Source organism: Aeromonas media, from assembly GCF_020423125.1.
Lineage (GTDB): Bacteria > Pseudomonadota > Gammaproteobacteria > Enterobacterales > Aeromonadaceae > Aeromonas > Aeromonas media.
Genome location: NZ_CP075564.1, coordinates 2,248,485 through 2,270,112, shown reverse-complemented (window position 1 = coordinate 2,270,112; position 21,628 = coordinate 2,248,485). Strand labels below are relative to the sequence as shown.

General features: G+C 55.5%; 28 protein-coding genes. 12 read left to right on the top strand and 16 right to left on the bottom strand.

Annotated features, from left to right (window positions below; genetic code table 11):
- Window positions 1-153: 153 nt before the first annotated feature.
- From KI797_RS10405 to KI797_RS10395, 3 genes are read right to left on the bottom strand one after another with little or no spacing between them, the layout of a single operon-like run.
- A complete protein-coding gene (locus KI797_RS10405) occupies window positions 154-882 on the bottom strand; it encodes a phage terminase small subunit (protein WP_226169254.1) in 729 nt (242 codons plus the stop codon).
- Window positions 883-885: 3 nt separating this feature from the next.
- Window positions 886-1,935, bottom strand: a complete 1,050-nt coding sequence (locus KI797_RS10400) for a phage major capsid protein, P2 family (protein ID WP_096117861.1) — start codon at window positions 1,933-1,935, stop codon at window positions 886-888.
- A 10-nt stretch (window positions 1,936-1,945) separates the two neighbouring features.
- Window positions 1,946-2,815 (bottom strand): GPO family capsid scaffolding protein, encoded by an 870-nt coding sequence (locus KI797_RS10395; RefSeq protein ID WP_226169252.1) that lies wholly within the window; start codon window positions 2,813-2,815, stop codon window positions 1,946-1,948.
- 176 nt (window positions 2,816-2,991) lie between these two features.
- On the opposite strand from KI797_RS10395, the gene KI797_RS10390 reads away from it, so the two are divergent.
- The 5 genes from KI797_RS10390 to KI797_RS10370 all read left to right on the top strand — a co-directional run bounded on the left by KI797_RS10390 (window position 2,992) and on the right by KI797_RS10370 (window position 8,245).
- Window positions 2,992-4,812, top strand: a complete 1,821-nt coding sequence (locus KI797_RS10390; RefSeq protein WP_226169250.1) for a terminase large subunit domain-containing protein — start codon at window positions 2,992-2,994, stop codon at window positions 4,810-4,812.
- Window positions 4,809-5,822, top strand: coding sequence for a phage portal protein (locus tag KI797_RS10385; protein ID WP_226169248.1), 1,014 nt, complete (start codon window positions 4,809-4,811; stop codon window positions 5,820-5,822). Before KI797_RS10390 ends, KI797_RS10385 begins: the two co-directional genes overlap by 4 nt.
- 58 nt (window positions 5,823-5,880) lie before the next feature.
- The gene (locus KI797_RS10380; protein ID WP_226173074.1) at window positions 5,881-6,132 is read left to right on the top strand and encodes an ogr/Delta-like zinc finger family protein; all 252 of its coding nucleotides are present in this window, start codon (window positions 5,881-5,883) and stop codon (window positions 6,130-6,132) included.
- Between the two features lie 404 nt (window positions 6,133-6,536).
- Window positions 6,537-7,391: a hypothetical protein gene (locus KI797_RS10375; protein WP_226169246.1), complete on the top strand. Its 855-nt coding sequence runs from the start codon at window positions 6,537-6,539 to the stop codon at window positions 7,389-7,391.
- Between the two features lie 53 nt (window positions 7,392-7,444).
- On the top strand, window positions 7,445-8,245 hold the full coding sequence (locus KI797_RS10370) for a hypothetical protein (protein ID WP_226169244.1): 801 nt from the start codon (window positions 7,445-7,447) through the stop codon (window positions 8,243-8,245).
- Window positions 8,246-8,529: 284 nt separating this feature from the next.
- Here the strand turns inward: KI797_RS10370 and KI797_RS10365 are convergent, their stop codons facing one another.
- The 13 genes from KI797_RS10365 to KI797_RS10305 form a co-directional block, all read right to left on the bottom strand.
- Window positions 8,530-9,003, bottom strand: a complete 474-nt coding sequence (locus KI797_RS10365; protein ID WP_226169242.1) for a hypothetical protein — start codon at window positions 9,001-9,003, stop codon at window positions 8,530-8,532.
- Window positions 9,000-11,276, bottom strand: a complete 2,277-nt coding sequence (locus KI797_RS10360; RefSeq protein ID WP_226172943.1) for a replication endonuclease — start codon at window positions 11,274-11,276, stop codon at window positions 9,000-9,002. Before KI797_RS10360 ends, KI797_RS10365 begins: the two co-directional genes overlap by 4 nt.
- Complete coding sequence (locus tag KI797_RS10355) at window positions 11,273-11,530, bottom strand: hypothetical protein (protein ID WP_042871646.1); 258 nt, start codon at window positions 11,528-11,530, stop codon at window positions 11,273-11,275. The genes KI797_RS10360 and KI797_RS10355 overlap by 4 nt, the downstream gene beginning before the upstream one ends.
- Window positions 11,527-11,829: a hypothetical protein gene (locus tag KI797_RS10350; protein ID WP_226172941.1), complete on the bottom strand. Its 303-nt coding sequence runs from the start codon at window positions 11,827-11,829 to the stop codon at window positions 11,527-11,529. Before KI797_RS10350 ends, KI797_RS10355 begins: the two co-directional genes overlap by 4 nt.
- On the bottom strand, window positions 11,826-12,035 hold the full coding sequence (locus tag KI797_RS10345; protein ID WP_103472448.1) for a hypothetical protein: 210 nt from the start codon (window positions 12,033-12,035) through the stop codon (window positions 11,826-11,828). The genes KI797_RS10350 and KI797_RS10345 overlap by 4 nt, the downstream gene beginning before the upstream one ends.
- Window positions 12,032-12,229: a hypothetical protein gene (locus KI797_RS10340; protein ID WP_226172939.1), complete on the bottom strand. Its 198-nt coding sequence runs from the start codon at window positions 12,227-12,229 to the stop codon at window positions 12,032-12,034. The genes KI797_RS10345 and KI797_RS10340 overlap by 4 nt, the downstream gene beginning before the upstream one ends.
- Window positions 12,226-12,399 carry a hypothetical protein gene (locus KI797_RS10335; protein ID WP_201302844.1) on the bottom strand — a complete coding sequence of 58 codons (174 nt, stop codon included), beginning with the start codon at window positions 12,397-12,399 and terminating at the stop codon, window positions 12,226-12,228. The genes KI797_RS10340 and KI797_RS10335 overlap by 4 nt, the downstream gene beginning before the upstream one ends.
- Window positions 12,400-12,401: 2 nt before the next feature.
- Window positions 12,402-12,665, bottom strand: coding sequence for a helix-turn-helix domain-containing protein (locus KI797_RS10330; protein ID WP_226172938.1), 264 nt, complete (start codon window positions 12,663-12,665; stop codon window positions 12,402-12,404).
- Between the two features lie 2 nt (window positions 12,666-12,667).
- Window positions 12,668-12,856, bottom strand: a complete 189-nt coding sequence (locus KI797_RS10325; RefSeq protein ID WP_226172936.1) for a hypothetical protein — start codon at window positions 12,854-12,856, stop codon at window positions 12,668-12,670.
- Between the two features lie 66 nt (window positions 12,857-12,922).
- Window positions 12,923-13,378, bottom strand: a complete 456-nt coding sequence (locus KI797_RS10320) for a hypothetical protein (RefSeq protein ID WP_226172934.1) — start codon at window positions 13,376-13,378, stop codon at window positions 12,923-12,925.
- A 10-nt stretch (window positions 13,379-13,388) separates the two neighbouring features.
- Window positions 13,389-13,898, bottom strand: coding sequence for a phage regulatory CII family protein (locus tag KI797_RS10315; RefSeq protein ID WP_226172932.1), 510 nt, complete (start codon window positions 13,896-13,898; stop codon window positions 13,389-13,391).
- 37 nt (window positions 13,899-13,935) lie between these two features.
- Complete coding sequence (locus KI797_RS10310) at window positions 13,936-14,205, bottom strand: DNA-binding protein (RefSeq protein WP_226172930.1); 270 nt, start codon at window positions 14,203-14,205, stop codon at window positions 13,936-13,938.
- Between the two features lie 21 nt (window positions 14,206-14,226).
- On the bottom strand, window positions 14,227-14,424 hold the full coding sequence (locus KI797_RS10305) for a Cro/CI family transcriptional regulator (RefSeq protein WP_226172928.1): 198 nt from the start codon (window positions 14,422-14,424) through the stop codon (window positions 14,227-14,229).
- Between the two features lie 119 nt (window positions 14,425-14,543).
- On the opposite strand from KI797_RS10305, the gene KI797_RS10300 reads away from it, so the two are divergent.
- From KI797_RS10300 to ihfA, 7 genes are all read left to right on the top strand, one after another.
- The gene (locus KI797_RS10300) at window positions 14,544-15,242 is read left to right on the top strand and encodes a LexA family protein (RefSeq protein ID WP_226172925.1); all 699 of its coding nucleotides are present in this window, start codon (window positions 14,544-14,546) and stop codon (window positions 15,240-15,242) included.
- 124 nt (window positions 15,243-15,366) lie between these two features.
- Window positions 15,367-15,777, top strand: coding sequence for a hypothetical protein (locus KI797_RS10295; RefSeq protein ID WP_226172923.1), 411 nt, complete (start codon window positions 15,367-15,369; stop codon window positions 15,775-15,777).
- Window positions 15,770-16,156 carry a hypothetical protein gene (locus KI797_RS10290; protein WP_226172922.1) on the top strand — a complete coding sequence of 129 codons (387 nt, stop codon included), beginning with the start codon at window positions 15,770-15,772 and terminating at the stop codon, window positions 16,154-16,156. Before KI797_RS10295 ends, KI797_RS10290 begins: the two co-directional genes overlap by 8 nt.
- Window positions 16,157-16,536: 380 nt before the next feature.
- Complete coding sequence (locus KI797_RS10285; RefSeq protein WP_226172920.1) at window positions 16,537-17,526, top strand: phage integrase; 990 nt, start codon at window positions 16,537-16,539, stop codon at window positions 17,524-17,526.
- 409 nt (window positions 17,527-17,935) lie between these two features.
- Entirely contained in the window at window positions 17,936-18,919 is a 984-nt protein-coding gene (pheS, locus tag KI797_RS10280; protein WP_226172919.1) for a phenylalanine--tRNA ligase subunit alpha, read from the top strand.
- 12 nt (window positions 18,920-18,931) lie between these two features.
- Window positions 18,932-21,319 (top strand): phenylalanine--tRNA ligase subunit beta, encoded by a 2,388-nt coding sequence (pheT, locus tag KI797_RS10275; RefSeq protein WP_226172918.1) that lies wholly within the window; start codon window positions 18,932-18,934, stop codon window positions 21,317-21,319.
- A 3-nt stretch (window positions 21,320-21,322) separates the two neighbouring features.
- On the top strand, window positions 21,323-21,619 hold the full coding sequence (gene ihfA / locus KI797_RS10270; RefSeq protein ID WP_005300715.1) for an integration host factor subunit alpha: 297 nt from the start codon (window positions 21,323-21,325) through the stop codon (window positions 21,617-21,619).
- The last annotated feature ends 9 nt before the right edge of the window (window positions 21,620-21,628 follow it).

Genomic DNA, 21,628 nt, shown 5'->3' with positions numbered 1-21,628 from the left:
TGCTTGCCAATGTGAACACCACTGCCCCGGTTGCTCGGGTCGCCGATGGCGCGGCGAGAAAAGGTGCACCCCTGTAGCCACGGATCACAGGATTCGGCGCGAGCCTTGCGGCTGGCCTATCCTCCCCGCCGGGGTGCGGTGGCGCGGAGAGTCTTATTGCTCCGGATTCAGCGCTCGCAGGCGCATGGCAATCTTTTGGCGCAAGGTACCGACGCCCACCTTGCCGTGCAGCTTGTCGGCCTGGGCCAGCCAGTGATCGGCTTGCTCCAGGGTGGTGCTGTCACCCACTGCGCTCGGGCGGGGCTGGCCGTCGTGGTCACGTAGCAGCAGGCAACCAGCCGCCTTGAACCACTTGGCGGTCAACCGTTCGTTGAGGCGCCAGTCATTGCGCACCTTGTCGAACACCCGGGAGAACCAGGGCTCGACGGCATGACCCTCAGCGGACTGCTTCTCGGCCCATTCCAGCACGGTGTCGGCCACGAAGTGGGCCCAGTCGCGCTTGATGTTATTCGGGGTGCGCTGTCCCTGGGCAATGGCGAGCTCCGCCCAGGCAATGCCTGCATCGAAATCACCCACATCAAAGGCCCAGATGATGAGGCGCTGAAACAGCTCGTTCTGATAGGGCTGGCCAGACTCACTGACGGCGGCCAGATAGCGCTCCACATAGGGGCGGTATTTGGGCATCAGCTCATCGCGTTTCATGTTCACCCGGTCACCTATGCGAGCCAGTTTGCGCAAGCGGACAATGTCCTGTTCCAGGGCAACCAGTTGCAGGTGCAGGCTGTCTGCCACTGCACCGGTGGCCATGCCAGAGCAGGCGGCCTGCTCGGCCCCTTGCATGGCTTGAACGCGCTGCTTGTGACGTTGACCGGGTGAGCTCATGAATTAACCGCCGACTTCTTCTGGCTTGGCACCGATGACGATGTCGGCCTCTTCAAAGCCGCCATAGGCCTTGTGTTCGCCCAGGGCGTAGCCTTCCATGCGCCAGTACTGGTTATCGAAGCTCTTGCTGTCCTGGTTATCATCGGCCTTGCGCTTGCGGGTACCGCGCTGGGTGTAGCAGTGCAGGTTGTCCAGGGTAGTGACCACCATCCGCTTGCCAGGGAAGAAGGGAGGGATGTAGGACTTGCGACCGGCGATGGTCTTCTCCAGCTGCTGAGCGGCGATCTGCTCGCTCGGCTTGGTGGCTTCGCTGTAGAGCTTGGCTTGGGAAGCGGAGACTAGGTCGGTACCGACCAGCACAACCAAGCGAGGGTCCTGGCGGAACAGGGGATCGATGGTGCTGTTGATAAGATCTGAGGCCATCTCATCCAAGGTTTTGTAATCGCCCTTGCCATCGGGGTCGAAGTAGATCTTCTTGCCAGCCTCAGCCTTGATGATCTGGCTGCCCCCTTTCCACTCGCGGGCAATCTGATGCCAACCCTTGTTGACGTCTTCACCCAGCGGGTTCTCGGTCGGATCGGTGGTTTCGGCGGCTTCTACGCCGTTCCAGCCGACTCGCATCATATCGAGGGCGAATGCCGTGTTGACGAACTCGCCAACCAAACGGATGAACTCGCCCTCGCTGCCTGCGTTCGCCCAGGTGCAGAGAGTGGCCCATGACAGGGAGGCGCAGGAGTCGGTTTCTTTCAGAACGTAGTTATTTCCATCTACACCCACTTCACCCTTGAAGCGACCGCCTTTCTTGCGGCCGGTGTAGAGCTGGCCCACGCCCACTTGCACCACTTGCCCAGTAATCTGGTCTACGTCCAGACAGGTAATCATGCCCAGGAACTCGACGGAGGCGAGCAGAGCAGAGCGCAAGGTCGTTTCTACCGGACCAGTGACACTGAATTGTTTGGGCAGCTTGGTAATGTCGATGCCGTAGGCCTTGGCCAGAGCATCGCAGTACTTGCTCAGGCGCTGTTCGGCCTGAACGGTCAGGGTTTGGCTCACTGAATGCTCCTTAGCAAATTTTATAGGTGGTGTCGTCACCGCCCAGTGGACTCGGGCGCTGGCCATCCACTTCAGCGGAGAACTTGTCGATCTGGCCTTTCAGCTCGCCGACGGTGGCTGCCAGACCGGTGATGGTCTCGTTCAGCTTGTTGAACTGGTCGTCAGTGCCGTTGGTCTTGTCGCCTTCGGTGGTCAGCTCGGCATCAGGTTTGGTGGTGTCCGGTTTGGCTTCCTGCTTGGCGCTGAAGCCGTCGATCTTGGTGCCAAGGCCGCTGACGGCCCCCAGCAACTGGTCGAACTGTTCTTTGGTCATTTCCTCATCCTCGGGATGGCTGGGGGTAGGTTTGGGGTCAGGTTCACCGTGGCTGGCCAAGAAGCTGAAAAACTTGGTGATCAGGCCATCGGCCTTTTCGTGCTTGGGCAGTTTGAAGGTGGAGAGATCCAGCGGCTCGCTGGTACCTATCAGGCGTGACTCGCCGTTCTTGTTCTTGAACTTGAGGTGAGTTGTGCCGGTGCTGGCGGGTTCATCTGTGACGCCCAGCCCGCGTAGATAGGTGCGGCCTAGATCGGCGAATTGCTCGAGTGGCTCGATGGAGCAGAATCGGTATTGGCCAACCTGGTTGTAATAAACCAGATCACGGGTCGGGCTCAGGATCGCGAACAGCTTGAGCTTGCCGTCTACTGCTTCGGTCTTGAGCTCTTGCACATAACCGAAGTTCGACCAGCGCTCATGTTCAGGCCAAATCAGTGCGGTGTAGTACTCCGGATCGTAGGTCTCGGCCATGTCAGTCAGCCAAGCGGCAGTAATCTCCCGACCATCGACGGTTGTCCCTTCGGTGGCGATACAGACCCAGCCAGTTCTCAAGGTTGATGTGTTCATGCCTGCTCCCAATTGATACGGGCTCAGGCTATCGGGTCGGGAAGGGGTATTCATCCGGTTGTGTTCGGGGGGATTCGGATCCAGCGGGATATCCGAATTGCTCAGAACATCAGTGGGATAAGTGGGGATAGTGGGCTGGCTATGATGGCGCCATCATTCATATCGATGGAGGCGCCGTGGCGTATCCCGAAGAGATCCGCAATGCTGCGCGGGGACTCTACCTTAAGCGATGGACCCCCCAGGAGATCAAGGACGAACTGGGGCTGAACTCCTGCCGCATCGTCTACTACTGGGCCGAAAAGCTCGGCTGGCGGGATCTGCTTACCGATGAAGCGGTGGAGGATGCTATTGCCCGCCGCCTGCACTCCTTGTTGTGTCGTGAGAAGAAAACCAGCGCCGAGATGGACGAGATCGACCGGCTGGTCGGCCACCATGTCAGCCTCAAAGAGAAAGCGCTTAAGTGGGCCGAACGGCAGCAGGCACTCACCACCCGCCGCAAAAGTGGCGATGAACCAGCAGCCGAACGGCCGCGCCGTGGCAGGGGGGGCCAGGATAACGGCAGCAGCAAGGGCAAGGGCGGCAAGAAGGCCAAGAACGAGGTCGGCCACCTGACAGCTGATGATTTTGCCGAGTGGCTGGGTACCTTGTTTGGCTACCAGCTGCGCTGCCGTGAGGCGAAGAACGACCCGGCGCTACCGCGAACCCGTAACATTTTGAAGTCACGCCAGATCGGCATGACCTACTACTTCGCCGGTGAAGCGCTGGAAGATGCCATTCTGAACGGTGGCAATCAGATATTCCTGTCTGCCACCCGCGCCCAGGCGGAGGTGTTTCGCTCCTATATCTGCAAGATTGCCCAGACATTCCTCGGCGTCACTCTGACCGGCAACCCCATCGTCTTGTCGAACGGGGCCGAGCTTATCTTTTGCTCCACCAACTCCAACAGCGCCCAGTCCCGCTCGGGCAACGTCTACATCGATGAGTATTTCTGGATCCCCAACTTCGAGCGGCTCTCCGATGTCTCCAGTGCCATGGCCACCCAGAGCCACTGGCGTAAAACCTACTTCTCCACGCCATCGAGCAAGGTGCACGAAGCGTACCGATTCTGGACCGGGGATCGCTGGAAGGGTACCCGCCCAAGTCGGCAGGCTATCGACTTCCCGGGTGAAGATGAGTTGCGCGACGGGGGCCGCATCTGTCCAGATCGGCAGTGGCGCTATGTCATCACCATTGAGGATGCCATACGCCTCGGCTGCAACCTCATCGACATCGATGAGCTCAAGGACGAGTACCCCGAAGAGGTGTTCGAGCGCCTCTATCTGTGCCGCTTTATCGACGATGCCCTGTCGGTGTTCAAGTTCCAGGACATGGAGCGGGCGGGGGTGGATCCGACCCGGTGGGAGGACTACAAGCCCGGGCGTCCCGACCCGTTTGGCCGGCGTGAGGTGTGGCTGGGCTACGACCCGAGCCGCACCCGCGACAACGCCACTCTGGTGGTGGTGGCTCCGCCCACGGTCGCCGGCGAGCGGTTCCGGGTGCTGGAAAAGCACTACTGGCGGGGCCTCAACTTCCAGTACCAGGCCCAGGAGATAGAGCGCATAGCCAAGAAGTTTCGGGTCACGTATCTCGGGGTCGATGTGTCTGGCATCGGCGCCGGGGTGTTTGACCTGTTGAAGCCCGTGTTCAAAGGGGTGTGTCACCCCATCAACTACAGCATCGAGAGCAAGTCGCGGCTGGTGCTCAAGATGATCGACGTGGTGGAGGCCAACCGCATCGAGTGGGACAGCTCAGACAGAGATATCCCGCTGGCGTTCCTTGCCATCAAGCGCAGCACCACCGGCGGCGGCCAGATGACGTTCAGGGCTGCCCGAGACAATGTGACCGGACACGCGGACGTGTTTTTTGCCATCGCCCACGCCGTGGCCAATGAGCCGCTCGATACCAACCGCAAACGTAAATCCACCTGGACAACCAGCGAAGTTAAGAAGGCAGCATGACCAAACAACAGCAGCAACCGGCCGAGGTGGCCACTCCAACCAAGAGCGGAACGGTAGCGTTCAGCATGCCGGAGGCCATCGACCCCACGGCATGGATGACCGATTACACCGGGGTGTTCTACAACCCCTATGGCGAGTATTACCAGCCGCCCATCGACCGCAAGGGGCTGGCCAAGGTGGCGCGGGCCAATGCACACCACGGGGCGATTCTAATGGCGCGGCGCAATATGGTGGCGGGCCGCTTTACCAATCAGCGCAGCACCGTCACCGCCTTTGCTCATAACTACCTGCAGTTCGGGGATGCGGGCCTGCTCAAGCTGCGCAATGCCTTCGGCCAAGTGGTAGGGCTGCACCCGCTCTCGAGCGTCTATCTGCGCCGGCGCGAGGATGGCTGCTTTGTTTACCTGCAGCTGGGCAAGCCGAACCTGATTTACCGGCCTGAGGATGTGATCTGGCTGGCCCAGTACGACCCGGAGCAGCAAGTCTATGGCATGCCGGATTACCTAGGGGGCCTGCAGTCGGCCTTGCTCAACCAGGACGCCACCCTGTTCCGCCGCAAATACTTCCTCAATGGCGCCCACATGGGGTTCATCTTCTACGCCACCGACCCGAACATGGACGATGACACTGAAAAAGAGATGAAGGAGATGATCGCCAACAGTAAGGGGGTGGGTAACTTCCGCTCCATGTTCGTCAATATCCCGGAAGGCAAGCCCGATGGCATCAAGCTGATCCCGGTGGGGGATATAGCAACCAAGGATGAGTTTGCGGCCATCAAGGGGATCACCGCCCAGGATGTACTGACTAGCCACCGCTTTCCGGCAGCGCTGGCCGGCATCATCCCAACCAATGGCGGGGGAGGCCTGGGGGATCCCGAGAAGTACGATGCCACCTACGCCCGCAATGAGGTGCTGCCGCTGTGTGAGCTGCTGCGGGATTCCATCAATGGGGCTGGACTCCCTCGATCCCTTTGGGTCGATTTTCGGGAAACTGTCGGCACTGCTGTATAAACAAACAGTGTCTGATGTGGCAAAATAGTGCGCTGATTATATGAGAATGGGGGGCGTGATGCGGGTTTATTGCAAAGTGTGTGGCCAGCGTGGCCGCATAACCAAGACCAATCGACTGAGCGATGATGTCTCTGATCTCTATTGCCAGTGTACTGACGCAGAGTGTGGCCATTCCTGGGTGGCCTGTCTGTCGTTTGCTCATACCCTGAGCCCGTCTGCAAAGACGACAAACCAACTGGTGCTCAGCATTATGAGCTCACTGACGCCGGAGGGGCGGCAGATGGTCCTGAAAGGACTGGGGGCGCAATAGCGCCCTTTGTTTTTTTCCTCTCTTGCATTGTGGCGTCTGACTAGGCATTGCCGCCGTCCCTCTAACTACTGCCCGTTCCTCTTCGTTGTCCCACTTTGTGGACCAACATCAAAAAATGAATCAAAAATCTGCGCAATAGAGAATGTTTCACTCACTTAGCTGGTCAGCGTTTGATACCATGTTCATATGACCCCGACTGTCGCCAAAGGCAACCGAGGTGTATCTGATGGTTATTTCCGTCTTCAATCCGGTTAGAAGCAGCATGCTGGGAGCTGAGACCCCGTGCGGTAGCCATATCGTTTCTATTTTTTAAGTATATCAAGCGAATTCTCCATTAAAATTTCGGTTTCAATTTATTGGAGGGTTTTATTAAACATAAGGGTTTTATTGATAGGTATTTCATCGTGACCCCACTAAAAAGTTGTGAATTAGAACTATCTCGATTCTTTAATAAGTATTATAAATATTGTGCATCATCTGAGGCTGACGATCTTAAGGATCTTCTCTCAGTTATGTGCAGCGCATGTGAGAAGTTAGAAAAAATAAAACCAGTGAATTTCGGAATAAATAGACGGTATCGTGCATTAAAAGCATTGAGAAACTTTGCAACACATGAGTCTGAGTTGCTTAATTCATCTAAAGCTATATCAGTCACTTCTAAAAAACTGGTTCATGTTGAAGTTCAATTGATGAGCTTGTTACCCAGCAGCGTGCTTGATTATCTAATGAGAAATTTAAAGTCAAGAGAAACCAAACAGTATATAAATGAGGTTTTCATTAATTATGGCAAGTATGTAGATATATATCCGGCAATTTTTAACTTTGCTGTAGACCTATATTTTGAAGTTGCAAATCAGAAATTAAAAATTGATGGTTCTGGTTTTGAAATGTTGACTCAATCAATTAATTACGAAAAAGAAAATGGTTTTCCTCACTATATAATAGGGAAGGTCATTATGCTTGATGGTTCTGATGTTAATGAATTTATTGATAGTAGAGCAGTGAGTATTAAAGAAAAAAATCTAGAGAACTCTCAGGCTGTAATTGGTGAAGATGGCCTTTTTAGATATAGTAATGTTTATGATAAAATGCCATTTGAAGAAGTTTCAGCTATGAAGCAGGAAGATAAGCTATATATATTAAACCTTCTAGTTAACAGTGGTGTTCTGCAAGTTGAAGGTAGTAACGCACAATCTACACGCCCTCTAAATCCAATAGAGATACTTATCGTTTCAGAGCATCTTGATGGAATTATTTAGATTCCAAAAGTTTAATGCCATTGTTTTTTTATTAAATTTTTTGTGAGGTTGACATGAAGCCATCTGAGTATTTTGGTGAGATTAGTAATGCTATAAGCGGTTTTTCACATATTACAAAAGAACGTTACTTTTCAAATAAAATTATTTTCTCAACAATTCTCACTATTTTTTTATTAAACGGAAAGGGGATTCTGTATTTTACATTTGCGACCTCGCCGGAAAAACTATCAATTATCAAAGGGTTTGATTATGGGCTTTCATTTATAATAAAAGACGTATTATTATCGTTCTTTCTTTCTGTGTTGTTCTTGGCATTTATCCCTAGAGTTGTTGGTGCTCTAAATAAGAATATTTTTTATCGATCTGAAATGTATCAAAAAAATGCTGAGATAGATTTTTTTATTCAACAAAAAGAAAGTGAAGGCCGCTTCTTTGAAGCCGAAAAAAATAATAGCAGAGAATATAAGCATGATGAAATGCAATTAAAATTAACTAAGGCAGTAAATGACTATGAAGATATTTGTCGAAAAAAAGAATCTCTTGATAGAAGAGTAGATACCCTTAACGAGGAAGTTAATAATTTAAATTTGTTCATATCAGCATTGAAATTTGAAAATGAGCATAAAACTAATGTTTGTGATGCTTCTAAGATTGCAGCAAAGCAATACGTGTCTGCTGCAAGTAATATTATAAATAAATATTTAATGCATGGTGAACGTGATGGGATTTCAGTCGAAAAATTTGATTCTATATTAAATGAAATGAATGTTAGCATGGGCTTGTTATTGGATAAGCTTAATGTCGATGCAACTTTCGAACCCCAAAATATTAACTCTTTGGTAAAATCCAAATAAAAATTCATGCTAGTTTTAATGATAAGGGTATGTTTAGTGTAAAACATCCAAGTGGTCGTAGGTATATGAAAGCATAGAAATGTATAAAGTGCCATTTTTAGAGGGGCAGACTTTACTAAGTGGTTAGTCGGTAGGTAGCTTTACATTTGTAAGTTCGATAGCGGCTAGTCAATTTCGGGTAATTATACTTCGAACATGTTATTTTAATTACTAACTTCGACCAATACTACCTGTGAGTTTGCTGTAGGTTACTTCCTTTGTATTATTTCCCACATTTGACATGATTAACAATCATCTGCCACTACTTGGTGCCGCGAAGGTTTGTACCTAGGGTTGCGCTGTTCAGCTGCGCCCGGGTTGGCGCGATCGGTCGGGCTATCCGGTGCAATCCAAAGGGGGCGACCGGTGACGGCACACCGGATGGTGCCGTTCTGGTCGATAACCACTGGCGTCAGCCCTTCCACAATATGGCGCCGACCCTCTGGTCGGCCATCCGCTGAGCGTACCTGCACCGTGGGGCGGTTCACTCTGGCCTGATACGGGTTCGGTACCTCGGGGGAGATGGCTGGCAGGGTCAGCGATGTGGGGCGCGGATGCCTGCGGCGCAGAATGGCGCAGGCCACGGACTGCTGCTTGCCCTTTAGCATCCCCACCCACTGGCTGATCTCGTTGGCTGGCCAGCGCTGCTGCAGGATACAGGTCACCCGATTATCCAGGCGGCGGTACTCTTCGCGGCTGACGGTCTGTGTGTTGTTCATACCCACTCCTCGCTGTAGTCGTTCTGTTCTTGCAGCCACTCCGGGGTGTCCAGCTTTTCCAGCTCGGCCCACATGTGTGACTGATAGGGCTCCGGCAGCATCTCGATCCAGCGGAATGCCCCGGCATGGGCTTGTGCCTGGTAAACCTTGCCGCACAGCTCAACCAGCATCGGCCAGTCCTGATCGCCTTCCGGCAGCGCGTACTCATCCGGTTGGCCCTGTTCGGCTGGCCGCTGGCCCTCTGGCTGCCAATCCGGCTCGCTCGGGATCGCTCGGCCCGACTGCACCTGACCGTTCTCAAGCCAGAGGGTGAAACCGTCAGCTGTGACGCTGGCGCCAGCCCGCAAACGCCCGATAGATAAGGGTGATAAACCCCATTGCTCTGCCATCAACTGATCCGCGAACGCCGCTGGATCCGGCCGCGTACAGTTATTGTCAGAGCTCCAAGGAGCCGGGCTGTCGCCCGACTGAACCCCAACACCCCAGCCCGACGCCCCGGCGGCCTTGGTGGCCTCATGGGTGCCTGCGGGAACCACTTCCCACCCTTGCAGGCGGGTCTTAATACCCAAGCTGGCGGTGTGCAGTCCCATCAGGCGCTTGATGTCTTCGCCGTAGCAGTTGGCCTGCTCCTCAATGAGGTGGGCCAGTTTGATGGGGTGCTCGGCCCGGGTGGCCAGGGCGCCACCCATGGCGTGGAGGTAACAGCGAAAGATGCCGTTATCCGCGGCGTAACGGGCCGCCTCAAAACGCGGGTCTTGCAGCACTGGCTTGGGTGGCCCCACCAGATCGCCGTGCTTCTTGGCGTTGCTGATGCGGCGCAGCTCGCGCCATACCCCGACCGGGGCGCCGCCTATTTGCTGGAAGGTACGGATCCCCCACCAACTAGCCCAGGCAACCGCATGCATGGCGGCTTCATTTGCGGGGGCATCAGCTTCTTCGTCGTCATCCAAATAGGCACCATCAATGTTCTTGGCGATGTACTTGGCGATATAGCCCGCCGCATCGCCTTTGGTTGGATCGATCTCCTTCCAGTCAAAGCGCGGAGTGAAGTCGGTATGAGAGGGGAGCCCCTTGGGATCACGGATCAACTCTGCACGGTCATGGCTCAAGGCATACCGCTGCAGAGTGCTGATCACCCGCCATTTGTCGGCAGGGCGCATAAACAGCAGCAAGTGCCAGTGTGGGGTGCCGTCGTGGTGAGCCTCGCAGACCCGAAAGCCATAAACAGGTGCATCGCCCCGTTTGAGGGCCGCGCGGGTCAGGCTCCACAGCTTGGCCAGATAGGCGCAGGTTTCGCGTGGTGTGGCGCCCTCGTATTTCTCATTTTCGACTGTCTTGCCATTGCGGCCAGTCTTCCAGGCATGGAAGCGGGAAGGGGCTGTCCAGGTGAAGAAGACGCCCACATGGCCCTGCTCCTCGGCGTAGTCGCTGAACCCCCGAGCACGCACCATCATCTCGTTGCGGCGGTTGACTGGGTTAGCATTGCTGGCCTCCCAGCAATCCTTCATCGAGATCACCAGATCATGCTTGGTGTTTATCACCTCCGATTCGGCCAGCCAGCGCATCATGGCCCGTTTACGCTCGCGCACTACCTTCATGGTGGCGTTCGACACATAAGCGGACACCCCTTTGCGTACCTTGCCGAGCAGGATGTTGATGTGTTCTTGCAGACGGTCCCAGGTGCGGTTGATTCGCTTCTCCCACCACTTGGCCGAGAGCAGGCGCACCATCACGCTCAAGATCCAGTTATCACGCACCTCCTCGGTTTTGAACTCAGGCAGCTCTCCAATAAACCCCCACTGGTCGGCCGGTTGGCGGATGGCTTCCCAGGTGAGTAGCAGATCCGGCTCCTCACCGGCTTTGATGCCTTGCTCGATGTGGCGCCAGATCGCGGCCGTCTGGTTGGCGAACAGGTGGGCGACACGCTTGCGCCCCTCTTCATCGCGCATGGTATGCGGGTCGGCCGGGATCGCCTGGATCAGGCCTCGCACCCACTTGGTCCGTTCACGCAGCCAGATGTTGGCGTTGCGGCAATTGCGGCTGGTGCCATCTTTGCGGCGGCGCACGTACTGCTTGAACAAGGTCAGAGTGAGCTGTTGTGACAGGCCATCGAGCAGTTGGATGGCCCAGACCAGATCGCTCTGGCCCGGGGTGCCGGTAAAGACGGGACCGAGGGCGCTGATGTCGAGGTGGGGCAGGGCGTTGGCAAGGGTATCGATGCGCTGCCGCAGTGTCCGTTTGGACAGCGGCAGCTTGGTGGTGTTGCGGGTCATTGGGCAGTAGTACCTAGCAGCGAGTTGAGGGCGCAGCGGTGGCCCTTGATCACGAAGGAGGAATGAGCACAGATGCGACGGGCCGCCGCGCACTGGCGCAGGGTCAGCGCTATGGTGGCCCTTGGCCGTGGCGAGAGTTGGCGGCACTCAATGAGCAGACGCTGGTAGCCCTGCAGGCGTGCACTGGCACCCCGCAGGTCCTCCCACCACCACCCCAAGTCCCGTTCCATCATTGATATCAGGCGGTAGTTCATTTGATGGTTTCCCCCAGACCGTGCATGGGCGACACATCTGCCCACCAGTTCGCAATGGTGGTCGCCAGTGCGGCTTCACCACAGCCCAGCGCCAGCCAGTACAAGGCGCGTATCGCGCCCAGTGCCAGCAGCTCCGCCACCTCGCCGTTCTCCGGGGCGATGAGGTATTCACCCATCGCCGCTTGCCAGTGTTTGGTCAGCTGGCTGACCGGTGCCGGTGGCTGCATATGGGCTGGGCCTGCTTCACCGCCGCCCGCGTCATCAACTGGGGCCTCCAGTTCAAACAGGCCTGCTGTCATGCCTCGTCCCCCATCACGGAATCGTCATCCAGCAGATCTTCCTGCTTGCTGGTCACGATCAATTGCACCTGGATGTATTGGTCGCCCGAGTAGAGATCCCCCAGGGCGATGCGGTTCTCCTGTTCGCCGCTGGCCAACAGCTCGGTTAGCAACGGCAACACGGCCAGCTCGGCTCGTTGGGCGATATGAATGGCGTCAATGCTCATGCCGACTCCCTCTGATTCAGCGCGCGAAACAGCTGATGCCAGCGCAGGTTTTGTTGGGCTTGAGCTCGAAGGGAGTTCCCCTCCGAGCCACGGTAGAGATAAGAATGCCGGGTATGGCCCTGGAGCCGGGTCGACAGCTCATGCAGGGCGGCGATGGCCGCCTGCGGATGAATGTGGTTAAACAGATCTTTCATGCGATCCCCTCCACGATGCGGATAGCGCCAGACGTCAGGCGTTCCATGCGGGCGTATCCGTGCTGGCCACGTAGCCAGGTAGTGCCGCAGTTGATGTAACCGCGGCTGGCCAGATAGGCACTGGCGGCCTTGATAGTGGGTTCGGTGTGGCGAGTGGTAACGGCGGCCATGGTTAGGTCTCCGCTATCTGGTTGGGGGCTTGCCCGGTCAGCAGCCAGTCGAGGTGCTGTTTCAGGTCTGCATGGTTGGCAATGAGCAGGAACAGGCCACCACCAATCTCGCGGTAGCCCAGCTCGTAGTTCTTGAGCGTGGTAGGGGGGATATCCAGCAGCGCTGCAAACTTGGGGCGGCTCAGAGCCAACTGCTCCCGCAACTGGCGCAGGCGCTTGGCGGCATGATGGTTCAACAGATTGATTTGGGTCGGTTGTGCGGTCATGGTCAGGCTCCTTGTTGAGCAGTGCAGGGGTTGATACGGTGAAACAGAGAGGCCCAAGCCAGGGCAGTGGAGCGCTCGATAAGTGCCACGCCGTCCGGGTGTTGGCTAAGACGGGTGCCATACCGGCCCGTCAGCTTGCGTTGCTGGATGCGAAGGTTGCGCAGGGCGCAGGGGATCGCTAAAGTTGTCATGTCGACTTCCTGTGGAGGTTGTTGATAAGGGCCCGCTTGGAGTTACAGCTCCGTAATGCGGGCTTTTTATTGCCCGATGGGTCGTGGGCCTTGTTGGCACATCGCAATACCTGCCGCGATAGCGCGTCTTTGTTGCAGCCTGGCTGCACGTTCCTTCTTCTCTCTTTCGATATCTCCGACAGGCCGGGTGACCGGTGCGGGATGCCATACTTTGCTGTCACAGCCGCCACTAAATTCCCCTTGATAATCCAGTGCCAGTACCGCCAAGCGGATTGCCTCGCGCTGCGAATGTGGCAGGGTAGAAAGGGTCGCCGTCATCAGCTGGCCGCGTGACTGACGGGCGATGGTGCAGATGGCGGCCTTCTTGGCTGAGCTGATCGCCAGCCAGTCGGTATCCAGACTGGAGCGGGTTTTGCCGAAAATCTCGCGCAGCAGCATGCAGCCTGCGGTGTTCATGGCGACCTGTTCCGCTGGGGTCAGGCCGGCGAGGTTGCGTTGTTCTGAATCAATGTGTTTTTGCATGGGTTCCCCCTTACATGGTCGCGGCTTGCATCAGGATGTCTGATGCACAGGCCAGGGCAGGTATCGCTTGAAAGCGTTGTTCGACGTCATGGATCAAGATGGCCAGTGAGCCCATGGCCGAGGTGGCCACGCTCACCAGGGTGTTGCGTTCAGAGCGGGTGATCCGGCCGCGGTCGGTCAGCTCCAGCGCCCGTTGGCCAATGCTGGCGATCTTGGCGTTCAGGTCGATCGCCTGATGGGGCAGGGAAGGGGCCCGTTCTGCTTGGGGGATGGCAACGGCCGTCAAGCCACAGCCAAACAGGGCACCATCGAACAGGGTTTCATCGCCGTCACTCGCTTGGGTGATGGCAATCAGCTCAGCTACCGTCAGTTCATGGGGCTGATCGGGGTTTAACTTGTTGCGCAGGAGCTGCGGGTTCATGCCGACTCGTTGGGCGATCTGGGCCATGTTGTGACTGGCCGCAAAGCGTTGGCAGGCGCTAATCCAATGCGGATGTTTGCTGGCGTATTCGGTAAACATGCGAGGTTCTCCTTGACCCGTTATGGTGTCTGCAGGCTCATGAGAGCGTCATGGTGACGAAGCGCTCGGCCTGATAACGGGCCTGCAGGAACAGGGCGTAAAGGTTGACCTCGCGAGGTGCGCCCGGACCGTCTTGCAAGATGGGCAACTGGCCGCGGTCGGCGCGTTTCTTGATGGCCCCAATGCTCATGCCCTGGCGTTTGGCATACTCCTCCAGGCTTTCGCTGACGCGATTGCCAAAGGGGTAATCGAGCGGCAGCTGGCTCACATCGCTGGGGATGCGGATGGGTTTGATACGAGTAGTCATGATGAATCCTTCTCAGGGGGTTCAAACACAGGGGGTGGGTTGTTGCGAGGTACTGCGAGAGTCGGCCTTTAACTTGCCGCCGGTCAGCACCTCGATTTGGTAGGCTCGACCTTTGGGGATGGTTTCGTCCCACTTGCTGACAGCGGCGTGAGAGATCCCAATGGCCTTGGCTATGGCAGTGATGCTGCCGAAGTGTTCTAAGACGTCATGTTTCTGCATTTCCGGCCTCATGAATATAACTTAAGGATCATTTATGGCTGGAGCGTAACTTATGTAATAAGCAGGAGTCAAGAGAGTTTGATACTTAAGTGTGACTTCAGAGTGGTAACTTAGGTTTCATGGAAACGATTAATGACCGCATAACTGCCAGCCGGCAGGCACAAAAAATGAGTAAGGCTGAGCTTGCTCGGCGTGTAGGCATTTCTCATGCGTCTGTTAGCAAGTGGGAGTCGGGACTTAACCAGCCAAAAGGTCGCTATCTCAATGATTTAGCTGCAGCGCTGGGGGTTACTGTTGACTGGCTTTTGACTGGGTACGGGGAGATGAGGGAACAGCCTGTACCAGAGGCAATGCCCGGATATCACAACGTCGAACCGGCAGTGATTCCTCAAGGAACGCGTGTGCCTGTGCTGAGCTATGTTCAGGCTGGCCACTGGCACGAGATGTGTGAGCAGGCCACCATGTTCGATGGCAATGTCGAGTTTGTGACGGCGGGGGTGGATGTCGGCCCTTGTGGTTTCGGTCTCTGGTTGCGTGGCAAGTCGATGGAACCCTTCTTCAAGGAAGGTGACCTCATCATCGTTGATCCTGACGAAGCGCCCCAACCAGGGGATTTCGTCGTTGCCAAGAACGGCAGCGAAGAGGCTACCTTCAAGAAGTATCGGCCCCGCGGTATCGACGAGAGTGGACAAGAGGTGTTTGAACTAGTCCCCCTCAACGATGATTTCCCCACCATGCATTCCGATCGGCAGCACATCCAGATAATCGGTGTGATGGTAGAGCACAGGTCATATAGAAAAAGACAAATAGGGCGCTGACTTTTTGGTGTTATCTTCAGAAGCAGCCTTCTATTAAGAAAGTTTTTCTAACTGTAAGTTACTGTATAGTTACCATGCCCCTACATATGGGTAATGTAATGCCCTACTATGGTGGAATTGTCTCTTGAAAGAAGAATCTGTAGAGCAAATTGTTAAAAAGAACCCCTTCAAGATTAGGATTACCCCTAAACAGCTTGATGATTTTTTTGTTGCTAAAAAGGTCAATTTAGTCTGTCCGATGTGCGGTAATGAGCACTTTAAGATGCCTACGGCTCTAATCCCAGAGCATGTAGTCGAAGACTCCAGTTCATCTGAAAGTGACAAATCTAAGACGGAATGGGTCGATGCCTCAGCGCAACTTTTCATACAAACCTTTGTTACAAATGGTTTATTTGATTTCAATCTCGCTGTTGCACCAATGGTGTGCAAAAAATGTGGGTATATAGCGCAGTTTTTGGCTGATGATATTGAGGAGTGGGTTAGCGCAGAAAAGCATAGTAATGATCTGACCACCAAAGGAGAGGATCATGCTTAAGCCTGTCATAGCCTATTCCGATTACACTCGCCCCACCAATAGTGGTGGCGGGGGAGGGAATGATGGTATGGAATCACGTGTAGCCAAGCTTGAGTCTGATGTTGATTACATCAAACGAGATGTTACCGATATAAAAACAACTCTGAGTAAGATTGACTCGGGAGTCACGGATATCAGAATCTCTATGGCCACACTGACATCAAAATTTGACTCGATTGAGTCAAAGCTTGATTCGTTTGATAAAAAATATGCAACTAAGGCAGACTTACAAGAAGCGTTCTCTAGCCAGTTAAAGTGGATAATTGGGACTATGCTGGGGCTTGCTAGCTTGGTTGCAGCTGTTGCTGTAGCTGCAACCAGAATATTTTCTGCTAGCTGAAATTAAAGACTACGCCTGAGGCCTTGTATGAGTCCTCATTGCGTCTGGTCATCAAGGCCTTTGAGGCGTAAGTCAAAATGGGAGGTGATCTCCTCCCAAATAACCTTGTTCAGTACCATTATCTCGATTACTTCGCTGCCCCAGATGTTTGGCTAAGAGATGGATAATGAGATCCTAATATAGCCCAACTCGATATCTACATCTCCAGCTTCCCTATGTATACAGTAGCCTCCCCGAAACACTATCCATCATGATTTTGTTCTGTATAAAGTCACATTTATTTGGTGGCGTGCAACGAGTGCGAGAGCACAGGTGTTAGGAACTATGTCACGGTGTCTTTTCCAAAGTATGGTGATTCCCTTCTTATATAAGGAGGTGCAATGAGCATCAAGTCTACTCCTGAGGGTTATGTGGTCGATATCCGTCCGCAGGGGAGGGAGGGCAAGCGGATCCGCAAGCGCTTCAAGACCAAGTCAGAAGCCCAGCAGTTCGAACGCTGGGTGATCGCCACCGAACATAATAAAGAGTGGGTTGATCGCCCAGCAGACAACCGGCCGCTCTCTGAGCTCATCGAGCTCTGGTGGCGTTACCATGGCCAGACTCTGAAGGCAGGGGAGGCGGTGCGCAAGAAACTCCACAATATAGATGCTGCTTTGCGCCATCCGCTGGCAAGGCAATTGACCCGGGCGCTGTTCTCCGAGTATCGGGCGCAGCGACTGCATGCTGGCCGTCAGCCCAAGACGGTCAACCGTGAGCAAGAGATGCTGGGTGGGGTGTTCTCGGTACTCATTGATCTTGGCCATTACCACCATGAACATCCGCTCAAAGAGATGAAAAAGGTCAAACTGGTTGAGCGGTCGATGGGCTACCTGACCCAGGAAGAGATCAGCGAAGTCTTGGCCGCGTTATCGGGTGATAACCTGAAGGTGGTCAAACTCTGTCTGGCCACGGGGGCGCGTTGGAGTGAGGCAGCCAATCTGCGCCGCGAGGATGTGCTGGCCAGTCGGGTGACCTACATCAACACCAAGAATGGCAAGAACCGCACAGTGCCGATCTCTGCCGAGCTGACTAAAGAGATAACAAACGGGGTAAACCGGGGCCCGCTATTCCGTGACCTCGACTATATGTTGGTGCGTGAGGTGATCAAGTCAGTGGCACCGGATCTGCCAGCAGGGCAGGCGGTGCATGTGTTTCGGCACACTTTTGCATCACATTTCATGATGTCGGGTGGAAACATCCTCGCGCTGCAAAAAATTTTGGGCCATCACAACATTCAGCAGACCATGACCTATGCCCACTTCGCACCGGACTACCTGAGCGATGCTGTGCGCTTCAACCCGCTGGAAAATCCGCTGCCACCACATGACTAAATGTCCACAAATTGCCCCAAACAGGGTCACCTGGTGTGACCAAGCGTCACCCCCTGTAGTACCTAACTCATTGATTGCTATCTAAGTCATTGTTTTTATTAGGTATAGCAAGGCGGCTCAGGCCTCCTTTTTTGTTGTCCGTTTTTTACTTTCGACCCTGTTTGCCACACAGCGCATCAGCTGTGGTTGCTGACGTGAAAATGTCTGATATGCCAACAAACTGCTACAGGTATTCAATATTTTAGCGAGTGAGAAGGACGACTTGAGACTCGCTTGATATAACAAAATGATTTATAGGGAGAAAAGCCCGCCGTAACTATGGTCAGCGAAGGGGCTTTTTTTGTATTATTCCCCTCTTGACCTTATTTAGCCTACAGGCTCCTGTTTCGGGAGTGGTGACGAGGAAGACATGCAACAGCTTGAAGAAGTAGTCGGCCAGGCCAAGGCCGAAATTGAGGGCGTGAGCGACATCGCCGCCCTCGACGAAATCCGGGTCAAATATCTGGGTAAAAAGGGCTTTTTTACCGAGCAGATGAAGGGCCTGGGTGCTCTGTCTGCTGAAGAGCGTCCCGCCGCGGGCGCCGTGATCAACCAGGCCAAGCAGCTGGTTCAAGATGCCTTGAACGCGCGTCGTGACGCCCTCGAAGTTGCCGTGCTGAACCAGAAGCTGGCCGCCGAGACCATCGACATCAGCCTGCCGGGTCGTCGCATCGAGAACGGTGGCCTGCACCCGGTGACTCGCACCATTGAACGCATCGAGCGCCTGTTTGGCGAGATGGGTTTCAAGGTCGAGCGCGGTCCCGAGATTGAAGATGGCTTCCACAACTTCGATGCGCTGAACATTCCGGCTCATCATCCGGCGCGTACCGATCACGATACCTTCTACTTCAATCCTGACCTGATGCTGCGTACCCACACCTCCGGTGTGCAGATCCGCACCATGCAGCAGCAACAGCCGCCGATCCGCATCATAGCGCCGGGCCGTGTCTATCGTAACGACTACGACATGACCCACACCCCGATGTTCCACCAGGTCGAAGGCCTGCTGGTCGACGAGCATGCCAGCTTTACCGAGCTGAAGGGCGTCCTGCACGACTTCCTGCGTAACTACTTCGAGGAAGACCTGACCATTCGCTTCCGTCCTTCCTACTTCCCGTTCACCGAACCGAGCGCCGAAGTAGACGTGATGGGCAAGAACGGCAAGTGGCTGGAGGTGTTGGGCTGCGGCATGGTGCACCCGAACGTGCTGCGTTCGGTCGGCATCGATCCGGAAAAATACTCCGGCTTTGCCTTCGGCATGGGCGTTGAGCGCCTCACCATGCTGCGCTACGGGGTCAATGACCTGCGTGCCTTCTTCGAAAACGACCTGCGCTTCCTCAAGCAGTTCAAGTAAGGGCGAGAGAACATGAAATTCAGTAAATCCTGGGTGATGGAGTGGGTCCGCACCGAGTTGAGTGACAACGCGCTGGCCGAGCAGATCACCATGGCCGGTCTGGAAGTGGACGCCGTGGAAGCGGTGGCTGGCCAGTTCAACAATGTGGTGGTGGGTGAGGTGGTCGAGTGCGCCCAGCATCCGGACGCCGACAAGCTGCGGGTGACCAAGGTCAACGTGGGTGAGGCCGAGCTGCTGGACATCGTCTGCGGCGCGCCGAACTGCCGCGCCGGCCTGAAAGTCTGCGTGGCCAAAGTAGGGGCGACCCTGCCGGGTGATTTCACCATCAAGAAGGCCAAGCTGCGTGGCCAGCCGTCTCACGGCATGCTCTGCTCCTTCAGCGAGTTGGGTATCGATGTCGAAGCCGATGGCATCATCGAGCTGCCGCTTGATGCGCCTATCGGGACCGATATCCGCGAATACCTCGCACTCAACGACGTCAGCATCGACGTGGATCTGACCCCGAACCGTGCCGATTGCCTCGGTATCGCGGGGCTCGCTCGTGAAATCGGCGTGCTCAACAGCGTTGACGTGGTCGAGCCGACCTGGGCGCCGGCTGTTGCAACTATTGATGCGACCTTCCCGATCCGGGTTGAAGCAACCGCCGATTGCCCCCGTTATCTGGGCCGCGTCATCAAGGGGCTGAACCTGCACGCCATGAGCCCGCTCTGGATGCAAGAGAAGCTGCGCCGTGGCGGTATTCGTTCCATCGACGCCATCGTCGACATCACCAACTACCTGCTGCTGGAATACGGTCAGCCGATGCACGCCTTCGATCTGGCCAAGCTGGAAGGGGAACTGGTGGTGCGCCGCGCCCGTAGCGATGAGCCGATGACTCTGCTCGATGGCAACGAGGTGAAGCTCAAAGAGACCACGCTCGTTATCGCAGACGCCCAAGGCCCTGCCTGCATGGCCGGCATCTTCGGCGGCGATCGCACCGGTGTGTCCGAGACCACCACCGACATCCTGCTGGAGTGCGCCTTCTTCGCGCCGCTCTCCATCACCGGCCGTGCCCGTGCCTACGGCCTGCACACCGACTCCTCCCACCGCTTCGAGCGCGGGGTGGATCCGGAACTGCAGACCAAGGTGATGGACCGTGCTACCCGTCTGCTGCTAGATATCTGCGGTGGTGAAGCCGGTCCGGTCATCGAGGTCAAATCCGATGCCCATCTACCCAAGTCTGCCCCCATCAAGCTGCGTCGCGCCAAGCTCGACAAGGTGATCGGCATCAGCGTGGCGGATGCACAGGTGGTCGAGATCCTGACCCGTCTCGGCATGCAGGTCACTGTGGATGCCGACGGTTGGACCGCGCTGGCGCCCTCCTGGCGTTTCGACATTGCCATTGAAGAAGACCTCATCGAGGAAGTGGCCCGCATCTACGGCTATAACAACATCCCGAACCTGAAACCGGCGGCCTCTCTGGCCATGGTTGAGCAGGCAGAAGGGCAGGTGACCTTGAAGCGGGTGCGCGACCTGCTGGTCGATCGCGGTTTCCAGGAAGCGATCACCTACAGCTTCGTGGATCCCAAGGCTCAGCAGACCCTGTTCCCCCAGAGCGATGCCATCGTGCTGCCGAACCCCATCTCGGTCGAGATGTCCGCCATGCGCGTCTCCCTATTCCCGGGTCTGGTGCAGGCTGTGGTCTACAACCAGAATCGCCAGCAGGGTCGTGTGCGTCTGTTCGAGCAGGGCCTGCGTTTCATCAAGGACGCGAGCGCCGAGAACGGCATCCGTCAGGAGCCCATGCTGGCCGGCATCATCACCGGCAACCAGAGCAACGAGCACTGGGACGTCAAGAGCCGTGGCAGCGACTTCTTTGATTTGAAAGGGGATCTGGAAGCGGTATTGGATCTCACCGCCGAAGGGGCCACCTTCAGCTTCGAGCGTACCGAGCACAGCGCCCTGCACCCGGGTCAGAGTGCCGTTATCCTGCGCAATGGCGCCGTCATCGGCCATATCGGCGTGATCCACCCTAGCCTCGAGAAGAAGCTGGGACTCAAGAGCCGCGCCGTGATGTTCGAGCTGGAGCTGGACAAGCTGACCCCTGCCAAGGTGCCGGTTGCAGCCGAAGTATCCCGCTTCCCGGCCAACCGTCGTGATATCGCCGTGGTGGTAGATCGTCAAGTTCTGGCAGGCGACGTACTGGCAGTAATTAAAAAAGTTGGCGGAAATCAGTTAGTTGGAATAAACTTGTTCGACGTATACCAGGGTGCTGGTATGGCAGAGGACAAGAAGAGCCTGGCCATCAGTCTAGTGTTGCAAGACACCCAGCGCACCCTGGAGGAGAAAGAGATTGCCGAGACCGTAGACAATGTCGTGCGGGCCCTTGGTGAAGAGTTGAATGCATCCTTGAGGGATTGATCTATGGCGCTTACCAAAGCCGACATTGCAGAGCACCTGTTCACCCAGCTCGGGATGAGCAAGCGTGAAGCCAAAGACATGGTGGAAGCCTTCTTTGAGGAAATCAGACAGGCGCTCGAGCGCGGTGAACAAGTCAAAATTTCAGGCTTCGGTAACTTTGATCTTCGTGAGAAGAACCAGCGTCCTGGACGTAACCCAAAGACGGGTGAGGATATTCCCATCAGCGCCCGTCGTGTGGTGACCTTCCGGCCTGGCCAGAAGCTCAAGGCCAGGGTAGAAAATGTTGAACCCAACGAGTAAAAGAAAGCC